Genomic DNA, 19,575 nt, shown 5'->3' with positions numbered 1-19,575 from the left:
GGCCGTTTTTTGGCCAGTCTCAGGAGATGAAATCAGAAACGATAACCCGCGGAGAACATAAATACCCACGGATCCAGGCGAGTACTGATACTTTGCTGCTGACCGCCTGCTTTGAAGCGTACGTCAGTATCAATATCCATGTACCAGACAGAGGCGTTAATTAACCAGTCACGGTTAATCAGATAATCAAGACCTACCTGCCCGGCCATGCCCCAGGAATCTTTCAGACTGAGGTCTGACAAACCAGCCTCTTTACCGGTATCGTTAAATTTCTCATCAAAGAAGGTCGTGTAGTTCACACCGGCGCCAATATACGGACGCACTTTGCTGCTGGCATCGCCAAAGTACCACTGCGCCATCAGCGTTGGTGGTAAATGGTGAACTGTGGCGATATCGCCTGTCGGCCCAAGGCCTACGCGATGGCGGAATGGCGTTGCAGCCAGAAGCTCAACACCAACGTTATCCGTCGCCATATAGGTGAACGTTAAACCTAACTGGGTGTTATTACTGACGTTAAAACCGCCCATACCCAGCACGTTATCCGATCCTTCCGTTGGGCGAACCGTAGCCGAACCGGCACGAATAAAGAATTCGCCTGCTTCATGCGCATATGCGCCGCCAGAGAGACTGCTTAATACAAGGGCTGCCACCGCTAATTTTTTCATATCCGCTCCATCGTTGTGGTTTTAATCGCGGGTGAGAATATACTCACAAATGAGTAATAAGTGATCTGCCGCAGATCACATTAAAACCAGTAACTTAACATTCATTGATCTGGGTTAATTTTTTGTGGCACATTGAAAAGCAATAAGTTGTTCCCATGTCAATTTTTGGCATTTCACAGTTACAAAATTTTCCCTTTTCCCCCTCTTGCTCTTCCTCTGGTGGCTGGATAATTTATCGCTCTCACAAGTTGATTTGATGCGTTCTTCTTTTGCAGGTGTGCCATGAGTGATACGAACCCGTGCATGACGTGCGGAGCCTGTTGTGCGTATTTTCGAGTCTCTTTCTACTGGGCCGAAGCCAGCGATGGTGGCGGTACCGTTCCGGTTCATCTCACAGAGCCGCTAACGCCTTTTCTGCGCTGCATGAGTGGCACCAACCAAAAACAGGTCCGCTGTGCAGCGCTACAGGGTGAGCCCGGGGTTTCGACCCGATGTTCCATCTATGAGGATCGCCCCAGCCCGTGCCGGGAATTTGCCATGTCTGGGGAAGATGGGCAGGTCAACGAAGCCTGTAACCGCGCACGCGCGCGCGTTGGATTACCGCCGCTTTACAAAGATATGCTTTTCCATACAAGCCTTGATGCTGCCACAGCAGGTGCATCCGGTGTACAATTGCCGGCTAATTAACACCTGCAATACTCAAGGAGAGTGCATGTCTATCACGGCGAAGTCTGTCTACCGTGACACGGGAAACTTTTTCCGCAATCAGTTCATTACCTTTTTACTGATCGCGTTGCTTTGCGCCTTTATCACGGTGGTGCTTGGCCATGCGTTCTCACCGAGTGAAGAACAAATTGCCAGCCTGAGCCAGGGCGACCACCTTGCAGGAAGCGTAGGGTTGTTTGAACTGGTACAAAACATGACGCCTGAGCAGCAACAAATTCTGCTGCGGGCTTCCGCTGCATCCACTTTCTCAGGTCTTATTGGTAATGCGGTGCTGGCCGGTGGCGTTCTGCTAATGATTCAGCTGGTGTCGGCGGGACATCGGGTCAGCGCTTTACGGGCGATTGGAGCCAGCGCACCGGTCTTACCTAAGCTGTTTATCCTAATCTTCTTAACCACCATGCTGGTGCAGATGGGGATTATGCTGGTCGTGGTACCGGGTGTGTTGCTGGCTATCGTGCTCTCTTTTGCCCCTGTGATGGTTGTGCAGGATAAAATGGGAATTTTTACCGCGATGCGCAGCAGCATCAGACTGGCATGGGCTAATATGCGTCTGGTGGCCCCCGCCGTGATCGGCTGGCTGCTTGCTAAAACGCTCTTGTTATTGTTTGCGCCGAATTTTGCGGTATTAACGCCTAATGTTGGCGCCGTGGTGGCGAATACGCTGAGCAATCTCATTTCAGCGGTACTGCTCGTCTATCTGTTCCGCCTGTATATGTTAATTCGTCAGTAATCCCGAGGCGGGGGGACATCGCTGTCTCCCGCCCCGCTCAGAAGATGGAATCACAGAATGAAGCAGTTTCTTGATTTTTTACCGCTCGCGGTGTTTTTCGCTGTCTATAAGTTGTACGACATTTTTGCTGCAACAAAAGCACTAATCGTTGTGACCGCCGTTGTGCTGATCTATAGCTGGATTCGCTATCGCAAAGTCGAAAAAATGGCGCTCATCACGTTCATTTTAGTGGCGGTGTTTGGTGGATTGACCATTGCCTTGCATGATGTTGAATTTATTAAGTGGAAGGTTACTGTTATTTATGCGTTGTTTGCAGCAGCATTACTGTTCAGTCAATGGTTCATGAAAAAGCCCCTTATCCAGAGCATGTTAGGTAAAGAACTAACGCTACCGCAGGTAGTCTGGTCGCGTCTGAATACTGCCTGGGCAATCTTCTTTATTCTCTGCGGTCTCGCTAATATCTATATCGCCTTCTGGCTGCCGCAGGATATCTGGGTCAACTTTAAGGTCTTTGGCCTGACCGCGCTGACGCTTATCTTCACACTGTTAAGCGGTGTATACATCTATCGTCATATGCCGCAGGACGACAACCACTGATTAATGACTGACCAGAACGTCAACGACAGGCGTTCTGGTCTATTCTCTCCGCACGCGAATCATAGTAGCATCCCGCCTGAAGTCTTCCGTTACGAGTTAAAACAATGACAACAACTAACGCCCCTCAGGGCGAACTGGTTTTACGCACACTGGCAATGCCCGCTGACACCAATGCCAATGGCGATATTTTTGGCGGCTGGCTGATGTCGCAGATGGATATGGGCGGCGCAATTCTGGCAAAAGAGATCGCCCACGGGCGCGTGGTGACGGTGCGGGTGGACGGCATGACCTTCCTGCGCCCCGTTGCGGTAGGGGATGTGGTCTGCTGCTACGCGCGCTGTGTCAAACGCGGCAACACCTCTATTTCCATCAACATCGAGGTCTGGGTGAAGAAAGTCTCTTCTGAGCCGATTGGGCAACGCTATAAGGCCACCGAAGCACTGTTTATTTATGTCGCCGTGGACAGCGAGGGTAAGCCTCGTCAGCTTCCGCAGGCCTGATCGACAGGCAAAAAAAAGCCTCCTTTCGGAGGCTTTTTTTATTCCATCTGCGCCCCGCCGTTCAGGCGGAAAACGATATTGACGATCAATCCGCTGCCAGGCTTGCCTGGCTCATAGCGCCATCTGCGCATCGCCGATTTCACTTCGCGCTCAAACATATTAGAAGGCTGAGCGGACAAGATTTCCACGTTATCCACGCGGCCATCCGCAGTGACGTCAAATTTTACCCGTACGCGGCCTTCAATACGTAAGGCCTGAGCTCGCGCCGGGTACTGAGGCTGGTTGCGACTTACGGCACGCGGGCCCGCTGGCGCGGTAACCGTTGGCTTTGAGGTCGTTGCCGTATTGTTCATCACCGGGCGTGAAGGCGCCGCATTTTCTACTGGCTGGGTCGCGCGCGGTTCAACCGGACGTTCCTCGCGTTTTGGACGCTCCTCGACCTTCTTCACCGGTTTTGGCTTCGGCTTAGGTTTTGGCTTCGGTTCAGGCTTGTGGATCACCACCGGCGCTTCCTTCGGTGGAGCCGGAACAGGTTCGGGCTCAGGTTCAGCCACCGGCTGTGGCGGCGGAGGGGCAACCTGCGGCGGTTCGAGATCCGCTGGCGATACCATCGTCACCGAAATCGGCTGCGCGGGCGCGGGCATTTCAATAACCTGATGAACCGAGGTATACAGCAAACCCGCCACAACAGCACCGTGAATCACGACAGAAAGCAGCGTCGGCCAGGGAAAGCGGCGAGGTAAATCAAGGGTCATCGAAGTCATATTCATCAACGTTAAAAAACCGAACCCTGATTTTAAATGCAAATAGCAATCATATTCAATAAGACACTTTGTTCTGGCGCAACTTTAGCGCATGAGAGGCCAAAAAAGCGCATTCAGATCAGGGTTTTAACATTGTTTTTATTTTACATTGCAGTCGTTTGCCCTTTCACATAACGTAACTGACACTTTTACCGGTTAAGGAGCTTCGCCGTGTTTTACGTGATTTACTCTGAAGATGTTGCTGATTCGCTCGACAAACGCCAGGCTGTGCGCCCTGCGCATCTGGCACGTTTGCAGCTGCTCCAGGATGAAGGCCGTTTACTGACCGCCGGCCCTATGCCTGCAGTAGACAGCAACGATCCGGGTGCCGCCGGTTTTGCCGGTTCCACAGTGATTGCTGAGTTTGAATCTCTGGAAGCTGCTCAGGCCTGGGCTGATGCGGACCCATACGTTGCGGCCGGTGTGTATGCGAAGGTGACGGTTCGCCCTTATAAAAAAGTGTTCTGATGTTAAAAGGCTCCAGCAGGAGCCTTTTTTACGTTAGACGTCTTTACACCGGGTAAATTGCTGCTCTGTCATCAGACTTCCCCACTGGTCCCCCTCCCACTCTTTGGCTAATCTGAAACCAAATAATTCATACAGACGTCGTGCGGCGGATAGTTTATTGAATGTCCACAAATGCACAGCAGAAAAACCCACGTTATCGCAAAAACCTATAGCTTCGGTCAGAAGTTTTTTCCCCACGCCAAATCCGCGACAGCCATCATCAAGAATAAACCAGCGAAGGTGAGCTTCCCCCGGTTCTAAATCTTCACCATCAATAGCCACCGAGCCGACAATTTTATCGTTCAATATTGCCAGCCAGACCTGATTACACGGCTTCTCCAGTCGCTCACTAAACTCGGCCAATCCAGAAGCCACTTTGGCCTCGAAGAAACGGCCAAAATTATGTTCCCGGGAATAATAACTGGCATGCATCTCCGCGATACGGCCAATCATGCCAGGCAGATAGCCCGGCACAATTTTCAGCGCGTCAGATTGAATCTCAACCGGCGTTTCACGGCCAGCCAGCAGCGCCCTGGCATAAAGTGAAAGACCCTGAGATATTGTTTTCTGTTGCAACGGATCCAGTGGTTTTATTGCAGTGAGCACCCGAGCGCTACTGTAGGTATTAATTTGTCTGACGGTTTCCTGCCCTTTTGCCGTCAGTCGTAGATACTTCGTTCTGGCGTCTTCACTGGAAACGACTTCTTCAAGTTCGCCTGCTGCAATAAGGCGTGCCAACATCCGGCTGACGCTGGATTTTTCCAGGCCTAACAGTTGCACCAGTTGACCAGCGGTCATTTCTTTCCGCAAATCAATTTCGACAAGTGTATGAACCGCCGAGGGTGAATAATTCGTTGAGGCCAGCGTCGAGGCCATAAAACCTAATTCGCGCACCATCAAACGTGAGGCGCTACGGATATCGCTGACAAGAGGGGTTTCGATGTGCATGTTATTGTCTCCGCCATTTAGTTGTACTATACAACCAAATGGCGGGAAGTTGTCAAACATTAAAAAGGCTCCCGCAGGAGCCTTTTTGTTTCTTCACATCAATGCAGCGATGCCAACCTTGCCGCAAACCCAACAAACAGCAGCCCTATCAGACCGTTCCCCAGCTTTGCCAGTTTCTTTTTGGTTTTCAGATAACGCGTCACAAACGCGCCAGAGAAGATCAGGAAGCTCATATACACAAAGCTTATTAGCTCCAGCGTTGTCGCGAGGATCAGGAAAGAAGTGCCGGTGCTCTGGGCATTCACATCAATAAACTGAACGAAGAACGATACGTAGAACAAAATCGCTTTGGGATTGGTCAGGCTTAACACCAACGAGCGTTTCATGATCGTACTGGCAGGTTCGGGCCCGCTCTCATGAGCGTTTTTTTGACGGTTCACCACCGACCAGAGCATTTTGCCCCCCAGCCAGAGCAGATAAAAAGCCCCGAGATAGCGCACGATGTTAAACAGTACCGGCGTGGTCTGGATTAATGCCGCAACACCCGCCCAGGCCAGAAACATCAGTACCGCATCGCCGATAAATACACCTGTCGCGGCGAGGTACCCTTTTTTAACGCCGTGACCAATCCCGGTTTTGAGCACAAACAGGGTATTCGGCCCAGGTACCAGCACGATAAAAAATGCGCCTACAACGTACGTCCAGAAATTCAGTACACCAAACTCCGCAAACACTTCTCCCTCCTTTTGCTAAAAACAACGGGAATATCGCTGCAAAAACGCTATTCCTAAAAATCAGACGCTATAAAATCAGTGGGCACCTTGCGGTGCCCTCATGGTTATCAGATATCCTGGACTGCGAACAGCAACGCATTGCGGTGCCGGGTCATTCCACATTTTCTGATGGCGTGAATACGCATATTGCGGCGGGATTGTGCTTCCAGCCAACGTGCCTTGCGACGACTCACCTGTCGCAACATGCGCCAGCGCCCTACTTCAGTTCTACTGCGCTTCATGTCTACAACTCTTTCTCTAACAGAGATGCCATTATAAACCCAACACTACAGCAAACCAGCGCTTTTACCTGGCGTTTTTATTTGCCAGATGAATCCTGATGCGTACACTCATAACAATACGCTTTCAAAAGGATTTTTTAACCTATGACAACCTTCTACACCGTGGTGAGTTGGCTGGTCATTCTGGGATACTGGCTGTTAATCGCGGGTGTGACATTACGCATCCTGATGAAGCGCAGAGCCGTACCCTCTGCCATGGCCTGGCTTCTGATAATCTACATCCTCCCGCTGGTAGGGATCATTGCCTATCTCTCTTTCGGTGAGCTTCATCTGGGCAAGCGCCGCGCCGAGCGTGCCCGCGCCATGTGGCCCTCGACCGCGAAGTGGCTTAACGACCTTAAAGCCTGCAAACATATTTTTGCCGAAGAGAACAGCAGTGTTGCCGCGTCGCTGTTTAAACTTTGCGAGCGCCGTCAGGGGATTGGCGGTGTCAAAGGCAATCAGCTCCAGTTGCTGACCACTTCTGACGATGTTATGCAGGCGTTGATCCGCGATATTCAATTGGCCCGCCATAACATTGAGATGGTGTTTTACATCTGGCAGCCCGGTGGTATGGCCGATCAGGTTGCTGAATCCCTGATGGCCGCAGCACGTCGGGGCATTCACTGCCGACTGATGCTGGACTCTGCAGGCAGCGTGGCATTTTTCCGCAGCCCGTGGGCGGGAATGATGCGTAATGCCGGTATCGAAGTGGTTGAGGCGCTGAAGGTTAACCTCCTGCGTGTCTTTTTGCGCCGGATGGATCTCCGCCAGCACCGTAAGATGATCATGATCGATAACTATATTGCCTACACCGGCAGTATGAACATGGTCGACCCACGCTTCTTTAAACAGGATTCGGGGGTTGGGCAATGGGTTGATTTGATGGCAAGAATGGAGGGGCCGATTGCCACCTCTATGGGTATCGTTTACTCATGCGACTGGGAGATTGAAACCGGTAAACGTATTCTGCCACCACCACCGGACGGCAATATTATGCCGTTTGAAGAGGCCAGCGGGCACACCATTCATACGATTGCATCCGGGCCAGGCTTCCCTGAAGATTTGATTCATCAGGCGCTGCTGACGGCAACCTACTCAGCCCGTGAATACCTGATCATGACCACGCCATACTTTGTCCCCAGCGATGACCTGCTGCACGCAATCTGCACGGCGGCGCAACGCGGTGTCGACGTGAGTATCATTTTGCCACGCAAAAATGACTCCCTACTGGTAGGCTGGGCCAGCCGGGCATTCTTTAGCGAACTGTTGGCCGCAGGGGTGAAAATTTATCAGTTTGAAGGCGGATTACTCCATACCAAGAGCGTTCTCGTCGACGGTGAATTAAGCCTGGTGGGCACAGTCAACCTGGATATGCGGAGTCTGTGGCTCAATTTTGAAATCACACTGGTGATTGATGACGCCGGTTTTGGCGGTGACCTGGCGGCGGTGCAGGATGATTATATCTCCCGCTCGCGACTGCTGGATGCCAGACTTTGGGTAAAACGTCCGCTGTGGCAGAGAATTGCCGAACGACTGTTTTACTTCTTTAGTCCGTTGCTGTAAAACGTGCCCAACGATGTTAAACAGGTAGTCATCATGGAAATGGATCTGAACAATCGCCTGACCGAAGACGAAACGCTCGAACAGGCCTATGACATTTTTCTCGAACTGGCGGTTGATAACCTCGATCCCGCAGACGTGATCCTCTTTAATCTGCAGTTCGAAGAGCGCGGCGGTGCCGAATTGTTCGACCCTTCAGAAGACTGGGCTGAGCATGTGGATTTCGACCTTAATCCTGACTTCTTTGCCGAAGTAGTGATTGGGCTGGCCGATGAAGATGGCGGCGAAATAAATGACATCTTCGCCCGCGTCCTGCTGTGCCGCGAGAAAGACCACAAACTGTGCCATATCCTCTGGCGCGAATAGTAAAAAAGGCTGCGATTGCAGCCTTTTTTATTTAATCCGGTAATTCGCTTCCGCAGCGGTTACAAAACCGTGCGCTGTGTTCATGCTCACCCTGATGACAATTCGGGCATTTGCGCTGCTGTTTGCGACTCTGAAAGGCACTGCTCATATGTGTGGTAATGAGCCCTGTTGGGATTGCAATCACCGAATAGCCAATCAGGATCAGCACTGATGCCACAATACGTCCCAATGGGGTATGCGGTGTGATATCACCATAACCCACGGTCGTCACGGTCACGATGGCCCAATAGACCGAGGCATTGAGCGTCGTGAAGCCATATTTTGGCCCTTCTATCAGATACATCAGCGCGCCGAAAACAATCATGACGATGGCAATAAATGAATAGAACAGAATAAGCTGGTGCCGTGCGCTGACTATCGCGCTCCAGAACACGTGCAATGACGGCATAAAACGCAGTAATTTAAGGATACGTAATACCCGAATGACGCGCATCGCTCGCCAGGCAAAGACGTAACTCAGGCTAATTTCCGGCCACAGCCACATCACATAGAGCGGCAGGATGGTCGCTAAATCAATAAATCCCCAAAAGCTGAAAACATATCTGGCCGGGTTGGGCCAGCAAATGACTCTCAGGAAATATTCCGCGGTAAAGACCAGAGTAATCGCCAACTCAAGCCAGACAAAAATATGCCACTCGTCAAACGTCAGGTGGTATTGCGTCCCGACACCAGACTCAATAAAGATCACAACCACGCTGAGCAGCGCAAATAAACCACAGAGGCCTTCGAAGCGTCTCCCGGATACGGTTTCAGGATCGAATAAAAAATGGTAAAGCCGCCGACGGGCGGGCGTGATTAAAAGCGACACAGTAACCTCGCAAAAAATAAGGGCTGACATCATGTCAGCCCTTGCGATTATAACGGGTCTACTTTCAGGCAGGAAACCGCATGTCGGAAACTGCCTTCCAGAACCGGTCGCGTTTTCGCACATTCCGGCCCGGCCATTGGGCATCTCGTACGGAAGACGCAGCCCGACGGCGGGTTAATCGGTGAGGGTAATTCCCCTTCCAGAAGCTGAATCGTTTTATTCTTTTCCAGATCGGGATCGGGGATCGGTACTGCGGACATCAGCGCTTTGGTATAAGGGTGCAACGGGTTGTGGTACACCTCATCATAGGTGCCCAGCTCCACTGCATGGCCTAAGTACATTACCAGTACGCGGTCCGAGATGTGTTTCACCACGGCCAGATCGTGCGCGATAAAAATGAGTGACAGCCCCATTTCACGCTGCAGTTTCTGCAGCAGGTTGACCACCTGTGCCTGAATGGACACGTCCAGGGCGGAGACGGGCTCATCACAGATGATCAGCTTCGGTTCGAGGATCAACGCACGTGCAATACCAATACGCTGACACTGGCCGCCTGAGAATTCGTGCGGGTAGCGGTTGATAAGGTTAGGCAACAGGCCAACTTTCATCATCATCGCCTTCACGCGATCGCGAACTTCCTGACGAGCCATCTTCGGATGATAAGTACGCAGCGGCTCGGCAATAATCTCACCGATGGTCATACGCGGGTTCAATGATGCCAGTGGATCCTGGAAAATCATCTGGATATCACTACGCACGTCACGCCACTCGTCAGGCTTCATCCCCAACAAGTCTTTACCCAGCCAGGCCACTTTGCCGCCGGTGGCTTTTACCAGACCAATAATGGCGCGCGCGAAGGTAGATTTACCGCAGCCAGACTCCCCTACCACGCCCAGGGTTTCGCCTTCGTACAAACGCAGCGTGACACCATCGACCGCTTTCAGGGTCTTAGATGGTTGCCAGAACCACTGTTTACCGTCTTTGATGTCAAAATGCACTTTAAGGTCAGCGATTTCGAGCAGCACATTGCGTTTTTCATCTAATGCGTTCATACCAACTCCTCCTGCGGCTTAAAGCAGGCGCGCAGGCGGCCTGGTGCAAACGCTTCCAGCGGCGGAGCGCTGTTGCAGATTTCCATCGCATGCGGGCAACGCGGCTGGAACGGACAACCTTTCGGCAGACGCAGCAGGTTTGGCGGGTTACCCGGAATGGTGAGCAGAGATTCCCCTTCCGCATCGAGACGCGGTACCGCATTCAACAGACCAATTGAGTACGGGTGGGCTGGGTGATAGAACACATCACGCGCGTTGCCATATTCCATGGTACGGCCGGCATACATCACCAGCACTTTGTCACAGATGCCCGCCACAACGCCAAGGTCGTGGGTGATCATGATGATCGCTGTGTTGAACTCGCGCTTAAGCTCGTTTAACAGGGTCATGATTTGTGCCTGAACGGTGACGTCCAGCGCGGTGGTGGGTTCATCAGCAATCAGCAGTTTTGGCCGGCACAGCAACGCCATCGCAATCATCACACGCTGACGCATGCCACCAGAAAATTCGTGCGGGAACATACGCATGCGCTTACGGGCTTCCGGCATTTTCACCGCATCCAGCATTTTGACTGACTCTTCAAACGCTTCCGCTTTGCCCAGACCTTTGTGCAGCATCAGGACTTCCATCAGCTGCTCGCCAACACGCATGTACGGGTTCAGCGAAGTCATCGGATCCTGGAAAATCATCGAGATCTGTTCGGCACGCAGCTTGTTCAGCTCATGTTCCGGCAGGTTGAGGATTTCACGTCCGTTGAATTTCGCGGAACCTCCGATAACACCGTTTGCAGCCAGCAGTCCCATCAACGCAAATGCAGTCTGGGATTTTCCGGAACCAGATTCACCAACAATCCCCAGCGTTTCACCTGCACGCAGGTCGAAGTTGAGATCGTTAACGGCGGTTACGTCTCCGTCCGGGGTTTTAAAGGTTACACGGAGATCTTTCACATCCAGCAGAAGTTTGCTCTGCTGTTGCGCCTGCGGCGCAGTGGCCGTTTCAATAATTGTCATGACGGCGCTCCTTAACGGTCTTTCGGGTCGAGGGCATCACGCAGGCCATCGCCGATAAAGTTGAAACAAAACAGGGTAACGACCAGGAAACCCGCCGGATAAAGCAGTAACCACGGAGAGACTTCCATGGAGTTTGCACCATCACTCAGGAGTGCACCCCAGCTGCTCAGAGGCTCTTGCGTACCCAGCCCCAGGAAGCTCAGGAAGGATTCAAACAGAATCATGCTTGGTACCAGCAGTGAAGCATAAACCACCACCACGCCCAGCACGTTAGGAACGATATGGCGAACCACAATATTACCGATTGATACGCCACCCACCTGCGCGGCTTCGATAAACTCTTTGCGTTTGAGGCTCAATGTCTGTCCGCGGACAATACGCGCCATATCCAGCCAGGAAACCATCCCGATAGCCACGAAAATCAACAGGATGTTCTGGCCAAAGAAGGTCACCAACAGGATAACGAAGAACATGAACGGGAAGGAGTTCAGGATTTCCAGCAGACGCATCATCACGGAGTCCACTTTACCGCCAAGGTAGCCTGAGAGTGAGCCATAGAGCGTGCCCACAATCACCGCCACCAGTGCAGCAGCGATACCAACCATCAGCGAAATACGGCCTCCGATAGCCACTCGTACCAGCAGATCGCGTCCGGAGGAATCCGTACCAAAATAGTGTCCGGACTCCATATCAGGTGCACTGGACATCATGCCCCAGTCGGTGTCGAAATAGGTAAATTGCGACAGCATCGGCGCCAGTGTCACAAACAGCGCGATGATCACCAGTACGGCCAGACTGGCTACCGCGGCACGGTTGTGCATAAAGCGGCGGCGCGCGTCCTGCCAGAGGCTACGACCTTCTACTTCCAGTTTTTCACTGAAGTTTTCCAGCGCCTCGCTGTTTTTCTTACTCAACATCATGGCGTGCTCCAGTTAGTAACGGATTTTCGGGTCGATGACGGCATACAGCACATCGACAATTGCGTTAAAGAGAATGGTCAGCGCACCAACGAGAATGGTCAGGCTCAGTACCAGCGAATAGTCGCGGTTGAGCGCGCCATTTACGAACAGTTGACCAATACCCGGCAGACCGTAGATCGTTTCGATAACCATTGAGCCAGTGATGATACCGACGAATGCCGGCCCCATGTAGGAGAGCACAGGCAACAGCGCCGGTTTGAGCGCGTGGCGGAAGATAATCCGACGCATCGGCAGCCCTTTAGCGCGCGCGGTTCGAATGAAGTTCGAATGCAACACTTCGATCATTGAACCACGGGTGATACGCGCAATGCTGGCGATGTACGCCAGAGATAATGCCACCATCGGCAAAATCATGAACTTTAACGCCCCGCCGTTCCAGCCACCGCCAGGTAGCCATTTCAGCGTGATGGCAAATATCATCACCAGTAACGGCGCGACAACGAAGCTGGGTATGACTACCCCAGTCATCGCCACCCCCATTACGGTATAATCCCATTTGGTATTTTGTTTAAGCGCGGCGATAACGCCTGCAGTCACCCCGAGAACAACGGCCAACAAGAATGCCGCAGCACCCAGCTTTGCCGATACCGGGAAGCTGGAAGCCACCAGGTCGTTAACGGAATAGTCTTTATATTTGAATGACGGTCCAAAATCACCGTGAGCCAACTGCTTCAGATAATTGAAGTACTGGGTGGAGATAGGATCGTTCAGGTGATATTTCGCTTCAATATTCGCCATGACTTCTGGCGGCAACGTACGTTCACCGGTAAATGGACTTCCCGGCGCAAGACGCATCATGAAGAAGGAAATTGTAATCAGAATAAACAGCGTTGGAATCGCTTCAAGACAGCGACGTAGGATAAATTTAAACATTGCCCGTACCTTCTGGCGTGTGCCTATATATTGTGACGTCGGTTAGACACCGTGGGGCGAGCGAACTCGCCCCACTCATTGCCATTAATGCTTGATAATATACAAGTTTTTAACGTAGATATTATCCATCGGGTCTTTACCGGTATAGCCACCTACCCACGGTTTCACCAGACGGGCGTTGACGTAGTAGTAAACCGGAACGATCGCGGAATCTTTATCCAACTGCAGCTCAGCTTTAGAGTACAGTTCAGTACGCTGTGCTTCGTCAGTTGTTTTCAGCGTGTCGCCAATCAGCTTGTCGAATGCCGGGCTCTTATAGTGCGCGGTGTTGTTCGAGCTGTCGCTCAGCATGGTGTTCAGGAAGGAGGTTGGTTCGTTATAGTCCGCACACCAGCCAGCACGCGCCACATCGAAGGTGCCCTGATGACGGCTATCCAGGAAGGTCTTCCACTCCTGGTTCTCCAGCTTCACGTTTGCGCCCAGGTTCTTTTTCCAGATCGAAGCGACGGCGATAGCCAGTTTTTTGTGCAGATCGGAGGTGTTATACAGCAGGCTGAAGGTCAGCGGCTTATCAGCAGTATAGCCAGCTTCGGCGAGCAGTTTCTTCGCTTCTGCGTTACGCTGCTCTTGCGTCTGTTTGAACCAATCTGGTTCAGTCAGTTTTGCGCCATCAGTGTATGGAGGGGTATAGCTGTATGCTGGCAGATCGCCCTGGTTTTTCACTTTGTTCACGATGATATCGCGATCCAGTGCCAGTTTCAGTGCCGTACGGACACGAACATCGGTGAATGGTGCTTTCTGGTTGTTGATTTCGTAGTAATAGGTGCACAGATACGGATCAACATGCACTTCTTTAGGAATTTCTTTTTTCAGCTTCTGGAACAGTTCAATCGGCATGTTGTTATAGGTCATGTCGATTTCACCGCTACGGTAGCGGTTAACGTCAGTCACTTCGGAAGAAATTGGCAGGTACGTCACCTGATTAATCACGGTTTTCGCGTTGTCCCAATATTGCGGGTTACGCTCCAGAACCATACGTTCGTTGACTACCCAGTCTTTCAGTTTGTAGGCACCGTTGGTCACGATATTGGCAGGCTGAGTCCATTTTTCACCAAATTTTTCCACTGCGGATTTTGGAACTGGAGATACAGACGGGTGAACAAGCAGCTTATAGAAGTACGGAACAGGTTCGCTCAACGTGACTTCAAAGGTATTCGCATCGATCGCTTTCACGCCCAGGTCGGTGACCGGTTTTTTGCCTGCGATGATGTCATCAATATTGGCAATGTGGCCATATTGCAGGTAGCTCGCATACGGAGAGGCAGTATTTGGATTCGCCAGACGCTGCCAGCTATAAACGAAATCTTCGGCGGTAACCGGCGTGCCGTCTGACCATTTCGCATCTTTACGCAGATGGAAAGTCCAGACTTTGAAATCTTTATTTTCCCATTTTTCTGCTACACCCGGAGCCGGGTGGCCGTCTACGTCAGTCACCAGCAGACCTTCGAACAGGTCGCGGTTAACGTTTGACTCGGGAACACCTTCAATTTTATGCGGGTCAAGAGACTGAACTTCCGCACCGTTGTTACGAACCAACGTCTGTTTTTCAGCCAGTTGAACACCTGCAGGTACGTCCGCAGCCATTGCAGCGTTGCCCGCGATTAGCGCAGTTAAAATCCCCGCCGCTACCAGATTTTTTTTTGTGATGATGGACATTGTGTTGGTACTCCACTCATTATAATGACTGGCCTTCGCCAGCTGTGTAATCCCCTGTTGGGGCCTGTACAGCGCAGGAGTTTTTTTTGCTGCTGCCAGGTTCTTCTTTTTTACTTCTTGCTATCACCGACTTTTTTATTACTGACCGCTCGTATGGCCGTCTTGCGTCGATTCTTTACAGGCCTCCCCTGTTTGAGACCTGCGCTGGATATCTGAGAAGAGAAGCATATGAAAATAATTCTCATCTACTTGTTTTATGCTGCAAAATAGTAGGCCGGAAAGTATCAAATGGCGTAAACGCACGCCAATACATTTTGCAAATTTGTTAAGCAATTCTCTTTTACGGTGAGAGCCGTATCGTTGAGGGCAGCCTTGCCAGACATCAAACGCCACTAAAAAACATGACATTCAATAAGATAGAGGAAACCTCCTCTACAAGCGCGTCGCTGCGCTATCATCGAGTGTTTTTGTACAAAAATTTAACAACTGGTTATTATTTAGCACATTCATCTAGGGGAATGTTGAAATTACTAATATCATTTCGGTTATCTCTCAGCAAGCCCCAGAGTATCATGTGAGTAAAATAACAGAGCGATCGAAGGTTTTCTGCGCAGGTGGGTTGGAAGGAAATTAATAACTTATTGAAATACAAGAGATGAACATTATTAGTAGAATTTATTATGATATGTGAGCATTTCAACTTTAGTTATATGATTTGCTGATAATCACGTAAAAAAACGGAGCTGTAGCTCCGTTCTTTCATATGAAATATTAGTGTAACAAGCCGGGGAAAATGCTTTTAATACCGGTGACAATAAATTCGATCCCTAACGCCATCAACAGCAGGCCCATGATACGCGTTATAACGTTGATGCCCGTCTGCCCCAATAAGCGCACCAGCCAGGGCGCCATACGGAATACTCCCCAGCAGCAGAGCGCGAAAATGGCAATGGCCACGGAAAAGCCAATCAAATGCATCAGGCTATGGTAACGCGTACCCCAGACAATCGTTGAACTGATGGCTCCGGGGCCAGCCATAAGCGGTAACGCCAGCGGTACCACGCCAATGCTTTCACGGATGGCAGTTTCTGACTTCTCCTGTTTGTTCTGTTTATCCTCACCCAGCTTACCGCTGATCATAGACATGGCGATGGTCACAACCAGGATCCCACCCGCAATGCGGAAAGAGTCGATCGAAATCCCGAAGAGCTGAAGAATGGCGTCCCCCAGAAAAAGGGAGGTGAGCAATATGATAGCCACTGACAGGTTGGCGGTGAGGTTGGTCTTGTTCCTGGCCGCCGCCGTCTGGTAACTGGTCATACTAATGAAGACAGGAATGATCCCCACCGGGTTGACCAGGGCAAACAAACCAATAAAAAATTTAAAATACGTTGGAAAATCAAAGAGCGTTTGGATCACGTTTTGCTCCGCTTATGCGCATGCCCGGGACTGACAATTTGTCATGAGAAATCGCGCTGAAGATACCCTTTTTATTAGCATACTTCACTCGAAATCTGTGCCAAAACGTTATCATTTCAGGATGTTAAACATATGTAGAATCAATGATAGCGCCACTTCCAATACTTACGTAATTATTTAACACTGGAAAAATCTCAAAGAAATAACCCTGCTGAAAGGTATCAGCTTGGGGGAAAATTGACGCAGATCATGATTTTCGTACTCAGAAGTGAGTAATCTTGGTTACACCCCAGGGAGGTCACCTGACAAAAAGGAATGATGCTAAAGTAAGGCTCTTTTAGTAAATTAGTGTGCTGGTGTAGAAAGTAACTCTTTGTTTTATTTTGTGTTACGCAAGTCATATCAGCTCTGTCTATACTGTCTGACGTATCGAGCGCTGGTTTACTAAAAGAGTTTAAACATTATCAGGAGAGCATTATGGCTGTTACTAATATCGCTGAACTGAACGCCCTCGTCGAGCGCGTTAAAAAAGCCCAGCGTGAATATGCCAATTTCACCCAAGAACAGGTTGATAAAATCTTCCGCGCGGCCGCTCTGGCTGCTGCAGATGCTCGAATCCCTCTCGCTAAAATGGCCGTTGCCGAATCCGGTATGGGTATCGTTGAAGATAAAGTGATCAAAAACCACTTTGCTTCTGAGTATATCTACAACGCCTATAAAGATGAGAAAACCTGTGGCGTGCTGTCTGAAGACGACACCTTCGGTACTATCACGATTGCAGAACCTATCGGCATCATTTGCGGTATCGTTCCAACCACCAACCCAACGTCTACTGCTATCTTCAAATCACTGATTAGCCTGAAGACCCGTAACGCAATTATCTTCTCTCCGCACCCACGTGCTAAAGATGCAACGAACAAAGCTGCTGATATCGTATTGCAGGCGGCTATCGCTGCAGGCGCACCAAAAGACCTGATCGGCTGGATTGACCAACCTTCTGTTGAACTGTCCAACGCACTGATGCACCACCCAGACATTAACCTGATCCTGGCGACCGGTGGTCCTGGCATGGTTAAAGCAGCGTACAGCTCCGGCAAACCAGCAATCGGCGTAGGCGCAGGTAACACTCCTGTTGTTATCGACGAAACGGCTGATATCAAACGTGCTGTTGCTTCTGTTCTGATGTCCAAAACCTTCGATAACGGCGTTATCTGTGCATCTGAACAGTCCGTTGTTGTTGTAGATTCCGTATATGACGCGGTTCGCGAACGCTTCGCCAGCCACGGCGGCTACATGCTGCAGGGCAAAGAGCTGAAAGCCGTTCAGGACATCATCCTGAAAAATGGCGCACTGAACGCCGCTATCGTTGGGCAGCCAGCGTATAAAATTGCTGAACTCGCAGGTTTCACCGTTCCGGCAACCACTAAGATCCTGATCGGTGAAGTGAAAGTTGTTGATGAGAGCGAGCCATTTGCACACGAAAAACTGTCTCCGACTCTGGCAATGTACCGTGCGAAAGATTTCGACGATGCAGTAGAGAAAGCAGAGAAACTGGTTGCCATGGGCGGTATCGGTCACACCTCTTGCCTGTACACCGACCAGGATAATCAGCCAGAACGTGTTGCTCACTTCGGTCAGAAGATGAAAACTGCACGTATCCTGATTAACACCCCTGCTTCTCAGGGTGGTATCGGTGACCTGTACAACTTCAAACTCGCTCCTTCCCTGACTCTGGGTTGTGGTTCCTGGGGTGGTAACTCCATCTCTGAAAACGTTGGTCCAAAACACCTGATCAACAAGAAAACCGTTGCTAAGCGAGCTGAAAACATGTTGTGGCACAAACTTCCGAAATCTATCTACTTCCGCCGTGGCTCTCTGCCAATTGCGCTGGATGAAGTGATTACTGATGGCCACAAACGTGCGCTCATCGTGACTGACCGTTTCCTGTTCAACAACGGCTACGCTGACCAGATCACCTCTGTTCTGAAAGCAGCTGGCGTCGAAACTGAAGTCTTCTTTGAAGTTGAAGCTGACCCAACCCTGAGCGTTGTTCGCAAAGGTGCTGAACTGGCGAACTCCTTCAAACCAGATGTGATTATCGCACTGGGTGGTGGTTCCCCAATGGACGCCGCGAAAATCATGTGGGTAATGTACGAACATCCGGAAACTCACTTCGAAGAACTGGCGCTGCGCTTTATGGATATCCGTAAACGTATCTACAAGTTCCCGAAAATGGGCGTAAAAGCGAAAATGATCGCCGTTACTACCACTTCCGGTACCGGTTCAGAAGTGACTCCGTTTGCGGTTGTTACTGACGATGCAACAGGTCAGAAATACCCACTGGCTGACTACGCACTGACCCCAGACATGGCGATTGTTGACGCCAACCTGGTCATGGAAATGCCGAAATCACTGTGTGCCTTCGGTGGTCTGGATGCGGTAACTCACGCTCTGGAAGCTTACGTTTCCGTACTGGCGTCTGAGTTCTCTGATGGTCAGGCTCTGCAAGCTCTGAAACTGCTGAAAGAAAACCTGCCAGCGTCCTACAATGAAGGGTCGAAAAACCCTGTAGCACGTGAGCGTGTTCACAGTGCAGCAACCATCGCCGGTATCGCGTTTGCTAACGCCTTCCTGGGTGTTTGCCACTCAATGGCGCACAAACTGGGTTCTCAGTTCCACATTCCTCACGGTCTGGCGAACGCCCTGTTGATCAGCAACGTTATCCGTTATAACGCGAATGATAACCCAACCAAGCAGACTGCATTCAGCCAGTACGACCGTCCGCAAGCACGTCGCCGTTACGCTGAAATCGCTGACCATCTGGGTCTGAGCGCTGCGGGTGACCGTACTGCTGCTAAGATTGAGAAACTGCTGGCATGGCTGGAAAGCCTTAAAGCTGAACTGGGTATTCCTAAATCTATCCGTGAAGCTGGCGTTCAGGAAGCTGACTTCCTCGCCCACGTAGATAAACTGTCTGAAGATGCCTTCGATGACCAGTGTACTGGTGCTAACCCGCGCTACCCACTGATCTCCGAGCTGAAACAGATTCTGCTGGATACCTACTACGGTCGTGAGTTCAAAGAAGGTGATTTAGCAGTGGCTAAAGTTGAAGCTCCTGCGGTAAAAGCTGACAAAAAAGCGAAGAAAAGCGCTTAACTGACAGTCTGATAAAAAACCCGCCAATGGCGGGTTTTTTTA

20 protein-coding genes are annotated in these 19,575 nt (G+C 50.8%); 8 read left to right on the top strand and 12 right to left on the bottom strand.

Annotated elements, in window-relative coordinates; genetic code table 11:
* Window positions 1–32: 32 nt before the first annotated feature.
* Window positions 33–665, bottom strand: coding sequence for an outer membrane protein OmpW (gene ompW, locus AC0XWG_RS17450; protein ID WP_028018786.1), 633 nt, complete (start codon window positions 663–665; stop codon window positions 33–35).
* A 282-nt stretch (window positions 666–947) separates the two neighbouring features.
* On the opposite strand from ompW, the gene AC0XWG_RS17445 reads away from it, so the two are divergent.
* From AC0XWG_RS17445 to yciA, 4 genes are all read left to right on the top strand, one after another.
* Window positions 948–1,352 carry a YkgJ family cysteine cluster protein gene (locus AC0XWG_RS17445; RefSeq protein ID WP_028018785.1) on the top strand — a complete coding sequence of 135 codons (405 nt, stop codon included), beginning with the start codon at window positions 948–950 and terminating at the stop codon, window positions 1,350–1,352.
* Window positions 1,353–1,377: 25 nt separating this feature from the next.
* Window positions 1,378–2,121: a YciC family protein gene (locus AC0XWG_RS17440; protein WP_032656704.1), complete on the top strand. Its 744-nt coding sequence runs from the start codon at window positions 1,378–1,380 to the stop codon at window positions 2,119–2,121.
* Between the two features lie 57 nt (window positions 2,122–2,178).
* Window positions 2,179–2,718 (top strand): septation protein A, encoded by a 540-nt coding sequence (locus AC0XWG_RS17435; protein ID WP_028018783.1) that lies wholly within the window; start codon window positions 2,179–2,181, stop codon window positions 2,716–2,718.
* A 104-nt stretch (window positions 2,719–2,822) separates the two neighbouring features.
* A complete protein-coding gene (gene yciA / locus AC0XWG_RS17430; RefSeq protein WP_008502796.1) occupies window positions 2,823–3,218 on the top strand; it encodes an acyl-CoA thioester hydrolase YciA in 396 nt (131 codons plus the stop codon).
* A gap of 38 nt (window positions 3,219–3,256) precedes the next feature.
* Here the strand turns inward: yciA and tonB are convergent, their stop codons facing one another.
* Window positions 3,257–3,973, bottom strand: a complete 717-nt coding sequence (gene tonB, locus AC0XWG_RS17425; RefSeq protein WP_128347613.1) for a TonB system transport protein TonB — start codon at window positions 3,971–3,973, stop codon at window positions 3,257–3,259.
* A 219-nt stretch (window positions 3,974–4,192) separates the two neighbouring features.
* Between tonB and AC0XWG_RS17420 the strand changes: the two genes are divergently transcribed.
* The gene (locus AC0XWG_RS17420; RefSeq protein WP_128347580.1) at window positions 4,193–4,489 is read left to right on the top strand and encodes a YciI family protein; all 297 of its coding nucleotides are present in this window, start codon (window positions 4,193–4,195) and stop codon (window positions 4,487–4,489) included.
* A 33-nt stretch (window positions 4,490–4,522) separates the two neighbouring features.
* Here the strand turns inward: AC0XWG_RS17420 and AC0XWG_RS17415 are convergent, their stop codons facing one another.
* The 3 genes from AC0XWG_RS17415 to AC0XWG_RS17405 form a co-directional block, all read right to left on the bottom strand.
* Complete coding sequence (locus AC0XWG_RS17415; RefSeq protein WP_128347612.1) at window positions 4,523–5,476, bottom strand: helix-turn-helix domain-containing GNAT family N-acetyltransferase; 954 nt, start codon at window positions 5,474–5,476, stop codon at window positions 4,523–4,525.
* A gap of 98 nt (window positions 5,477–5,574) precedes the next feature.
* On the bottom strand, window positions 5,575–6,210 hold the full coding sequence (gene leuE, locus AC0XWG_RS17410; protein WP_028018779.1) for a leucine efflux protein LeuE: 636 nt from the start codon (window positions 6,208–6,210) through the stop codon (window positions 5,575–5,577).
* Window positions 6,211–6,317: 107 nt separating this feature from the next.
* Window positions 6,318–6,491, bottom strand: a complete 174-nt coding sequence (locus tag AC0XWG_RS17405; RefSeq protein WP_021240326.1) for a YciY family protein — start codon at window positions 6,489–6,491, stop codon at window positions 6,318–6,320.
* Window positions 6,492–6,635: 144 nt separating this feature from the next.
* Between AC0XWG_RS17405 and cls the strand changes: the two genes are divergently transcribed.
* A complete protein-coding gene (gene cls, locus AC0XWG_RS17400) occupies window positions 6,636–8,096 on the top strand; it encodes a cardiolipin synthase (RefSeq protein WP_049006868.1) in 1,461 nt (486 codons plus the stop codon).
* A 33-nt stretch (window positions 8,097–8,129) separates the two neighbouring features.
* Window positions 8,130–8,459: an HI1450 family dsDNA-mimic protein gene (locus AC0XWG_RS17395; protein WP_006810881.1), complete on the top strand. Its 330-nt coding sequence runs from the start codon at window positions 8,130–8,132 to the stop codon at window positions 8,457–8,459.
* Between the two features lie 31 nt (window positions 8,460–8,490).
* Here AC0XWG_RS17395 and AC0XWG_RS17390 read toward each other — a convergent pair whose 3' ends face one another.
* The 7 genes from AC0XWG_RS17390 to AC0XWG_RS17360 all read right to left on the bottom strand — a co-directional run bounded on the left by AC0XWG_RS17390 (window position 8,491) and on the right by AC0XWG_RS17360 (window position 16,377).
* Window positions 8,491–9,360 carry an ion transporter gene (locus tag AC0XWG_RS17390; protein WP_206616242.1) on the bottom strand — a complete coding sequence of 290 codons (870 nt, stop codon included), beginning with the start codon at window positions 9,358–9,360 and terminating at the stop codon, window positions 8,491–8,493.
* 14 nt (window positions 9,361–9,374) lie between these two features.
* A complete protein-coding gene (gene oppF, locus AC0XWG_RS17385) occupies window positions 9,375–10,379 on the bottom strand; it encodes a murein tripeptide/oligopeptide ABC transporter ATP-binding protein OppF (RefSeq protein WP_028018776.1) in 1,005 nt (334 codons plus the stop codon).
* Window positions 10,376–11,389 carry an ABC transporter ATP-binding protein gene (oppD, locus tag AC0XWG_RS17380; protein ID WP_028018775.1) on the bottom strand — a complete coding sequence of 338 codons (1,014 nt, stop codon included), beginning with the start codon at window positions 11,387–11,389 and terminating at the stop codon, window positions 10,376–10,378. Before oppD ends, oppF begins: the two co-directional genes overlap by 4 nt.
* 11 nt (window positions 11,390–11,400) lie before the next feature.
* Window positions 11,401–12,309, bottom strand: a complete 909-nt coding sequence (oppC, locus tag AC0XWG_RS17375) for an oligopeptide ABC transporter permease OppC (protein ID WP_049006867.1) — start codon at window positions 12,307–12,309, stop codon at window positions 11,401–11,403.
* Window positions 12,310–12,321: 12 nt separating this feature from the next.
* Window positions 12,322–13,242: an oligopeptide ABC transporter permease OppB gene (gene oppB / locus AC0XWG_RS17370; protein WP_028018773.1), complete on the bottom strand. Its 921-nt coding sequence runs from the start codon at window positions 13,240–13,242 to the stop codon at window positions 12,322–12,324.
* Window positions 13,243–13,326: 84 nt separating this feature from the next.
* Complete coding sequence (oppA, locus tag AC0XWG_RS17365) at window positions 13,327–14,958, bottom strand: oligopeptide ABC transporter substrate-binding protein OppA (protein ID WP_028018772.1); 1,632 nt, start codon at window positions 14,956–14,958, stop codon at window positions 13,327–13,329.
* Between the two features lie 771 nt (window positions 14,959–15,729).
* Complete coding sequence (locus tag AC0XWG_RS17360; protein ID WP_021240330.1) at window positions 15,730–16,377, bottom strand: YchE family NAAT transporter; 648 nt, start codon at window positions 16,375–16,377, stop codon at window positions 15,730–15,732.
* A 477-nt stretch (window positions 16,378–16,854) separates the two neighbouring features.
* On the opposite strand from AC0XWG_RS17360, the gene adhE reads away from it, so the two are divergent.
* Window positions 16,855–19,533: a bifunctional acetaldehyde-CoA/alcohol dehydrogenase gene (adhE, locus tag AC0XWG_RS17355; RefSeq protein ID WP_475680856.1), complete on the top strand. Its 2,679-nt coding sequence runs from the start codon at window positions 16,855–16,857 to the stop codon at window positions 19,531–19,533.
* Window positions 19,534–19,575 lie beyond the last annotated feature (42 nt).

The organism is Enterobacter sp. DVT3837 (assembly GCF_056238685.1).
This window is presented reverse-complemented; position numbering and strand designations above follow the sequence as displayed.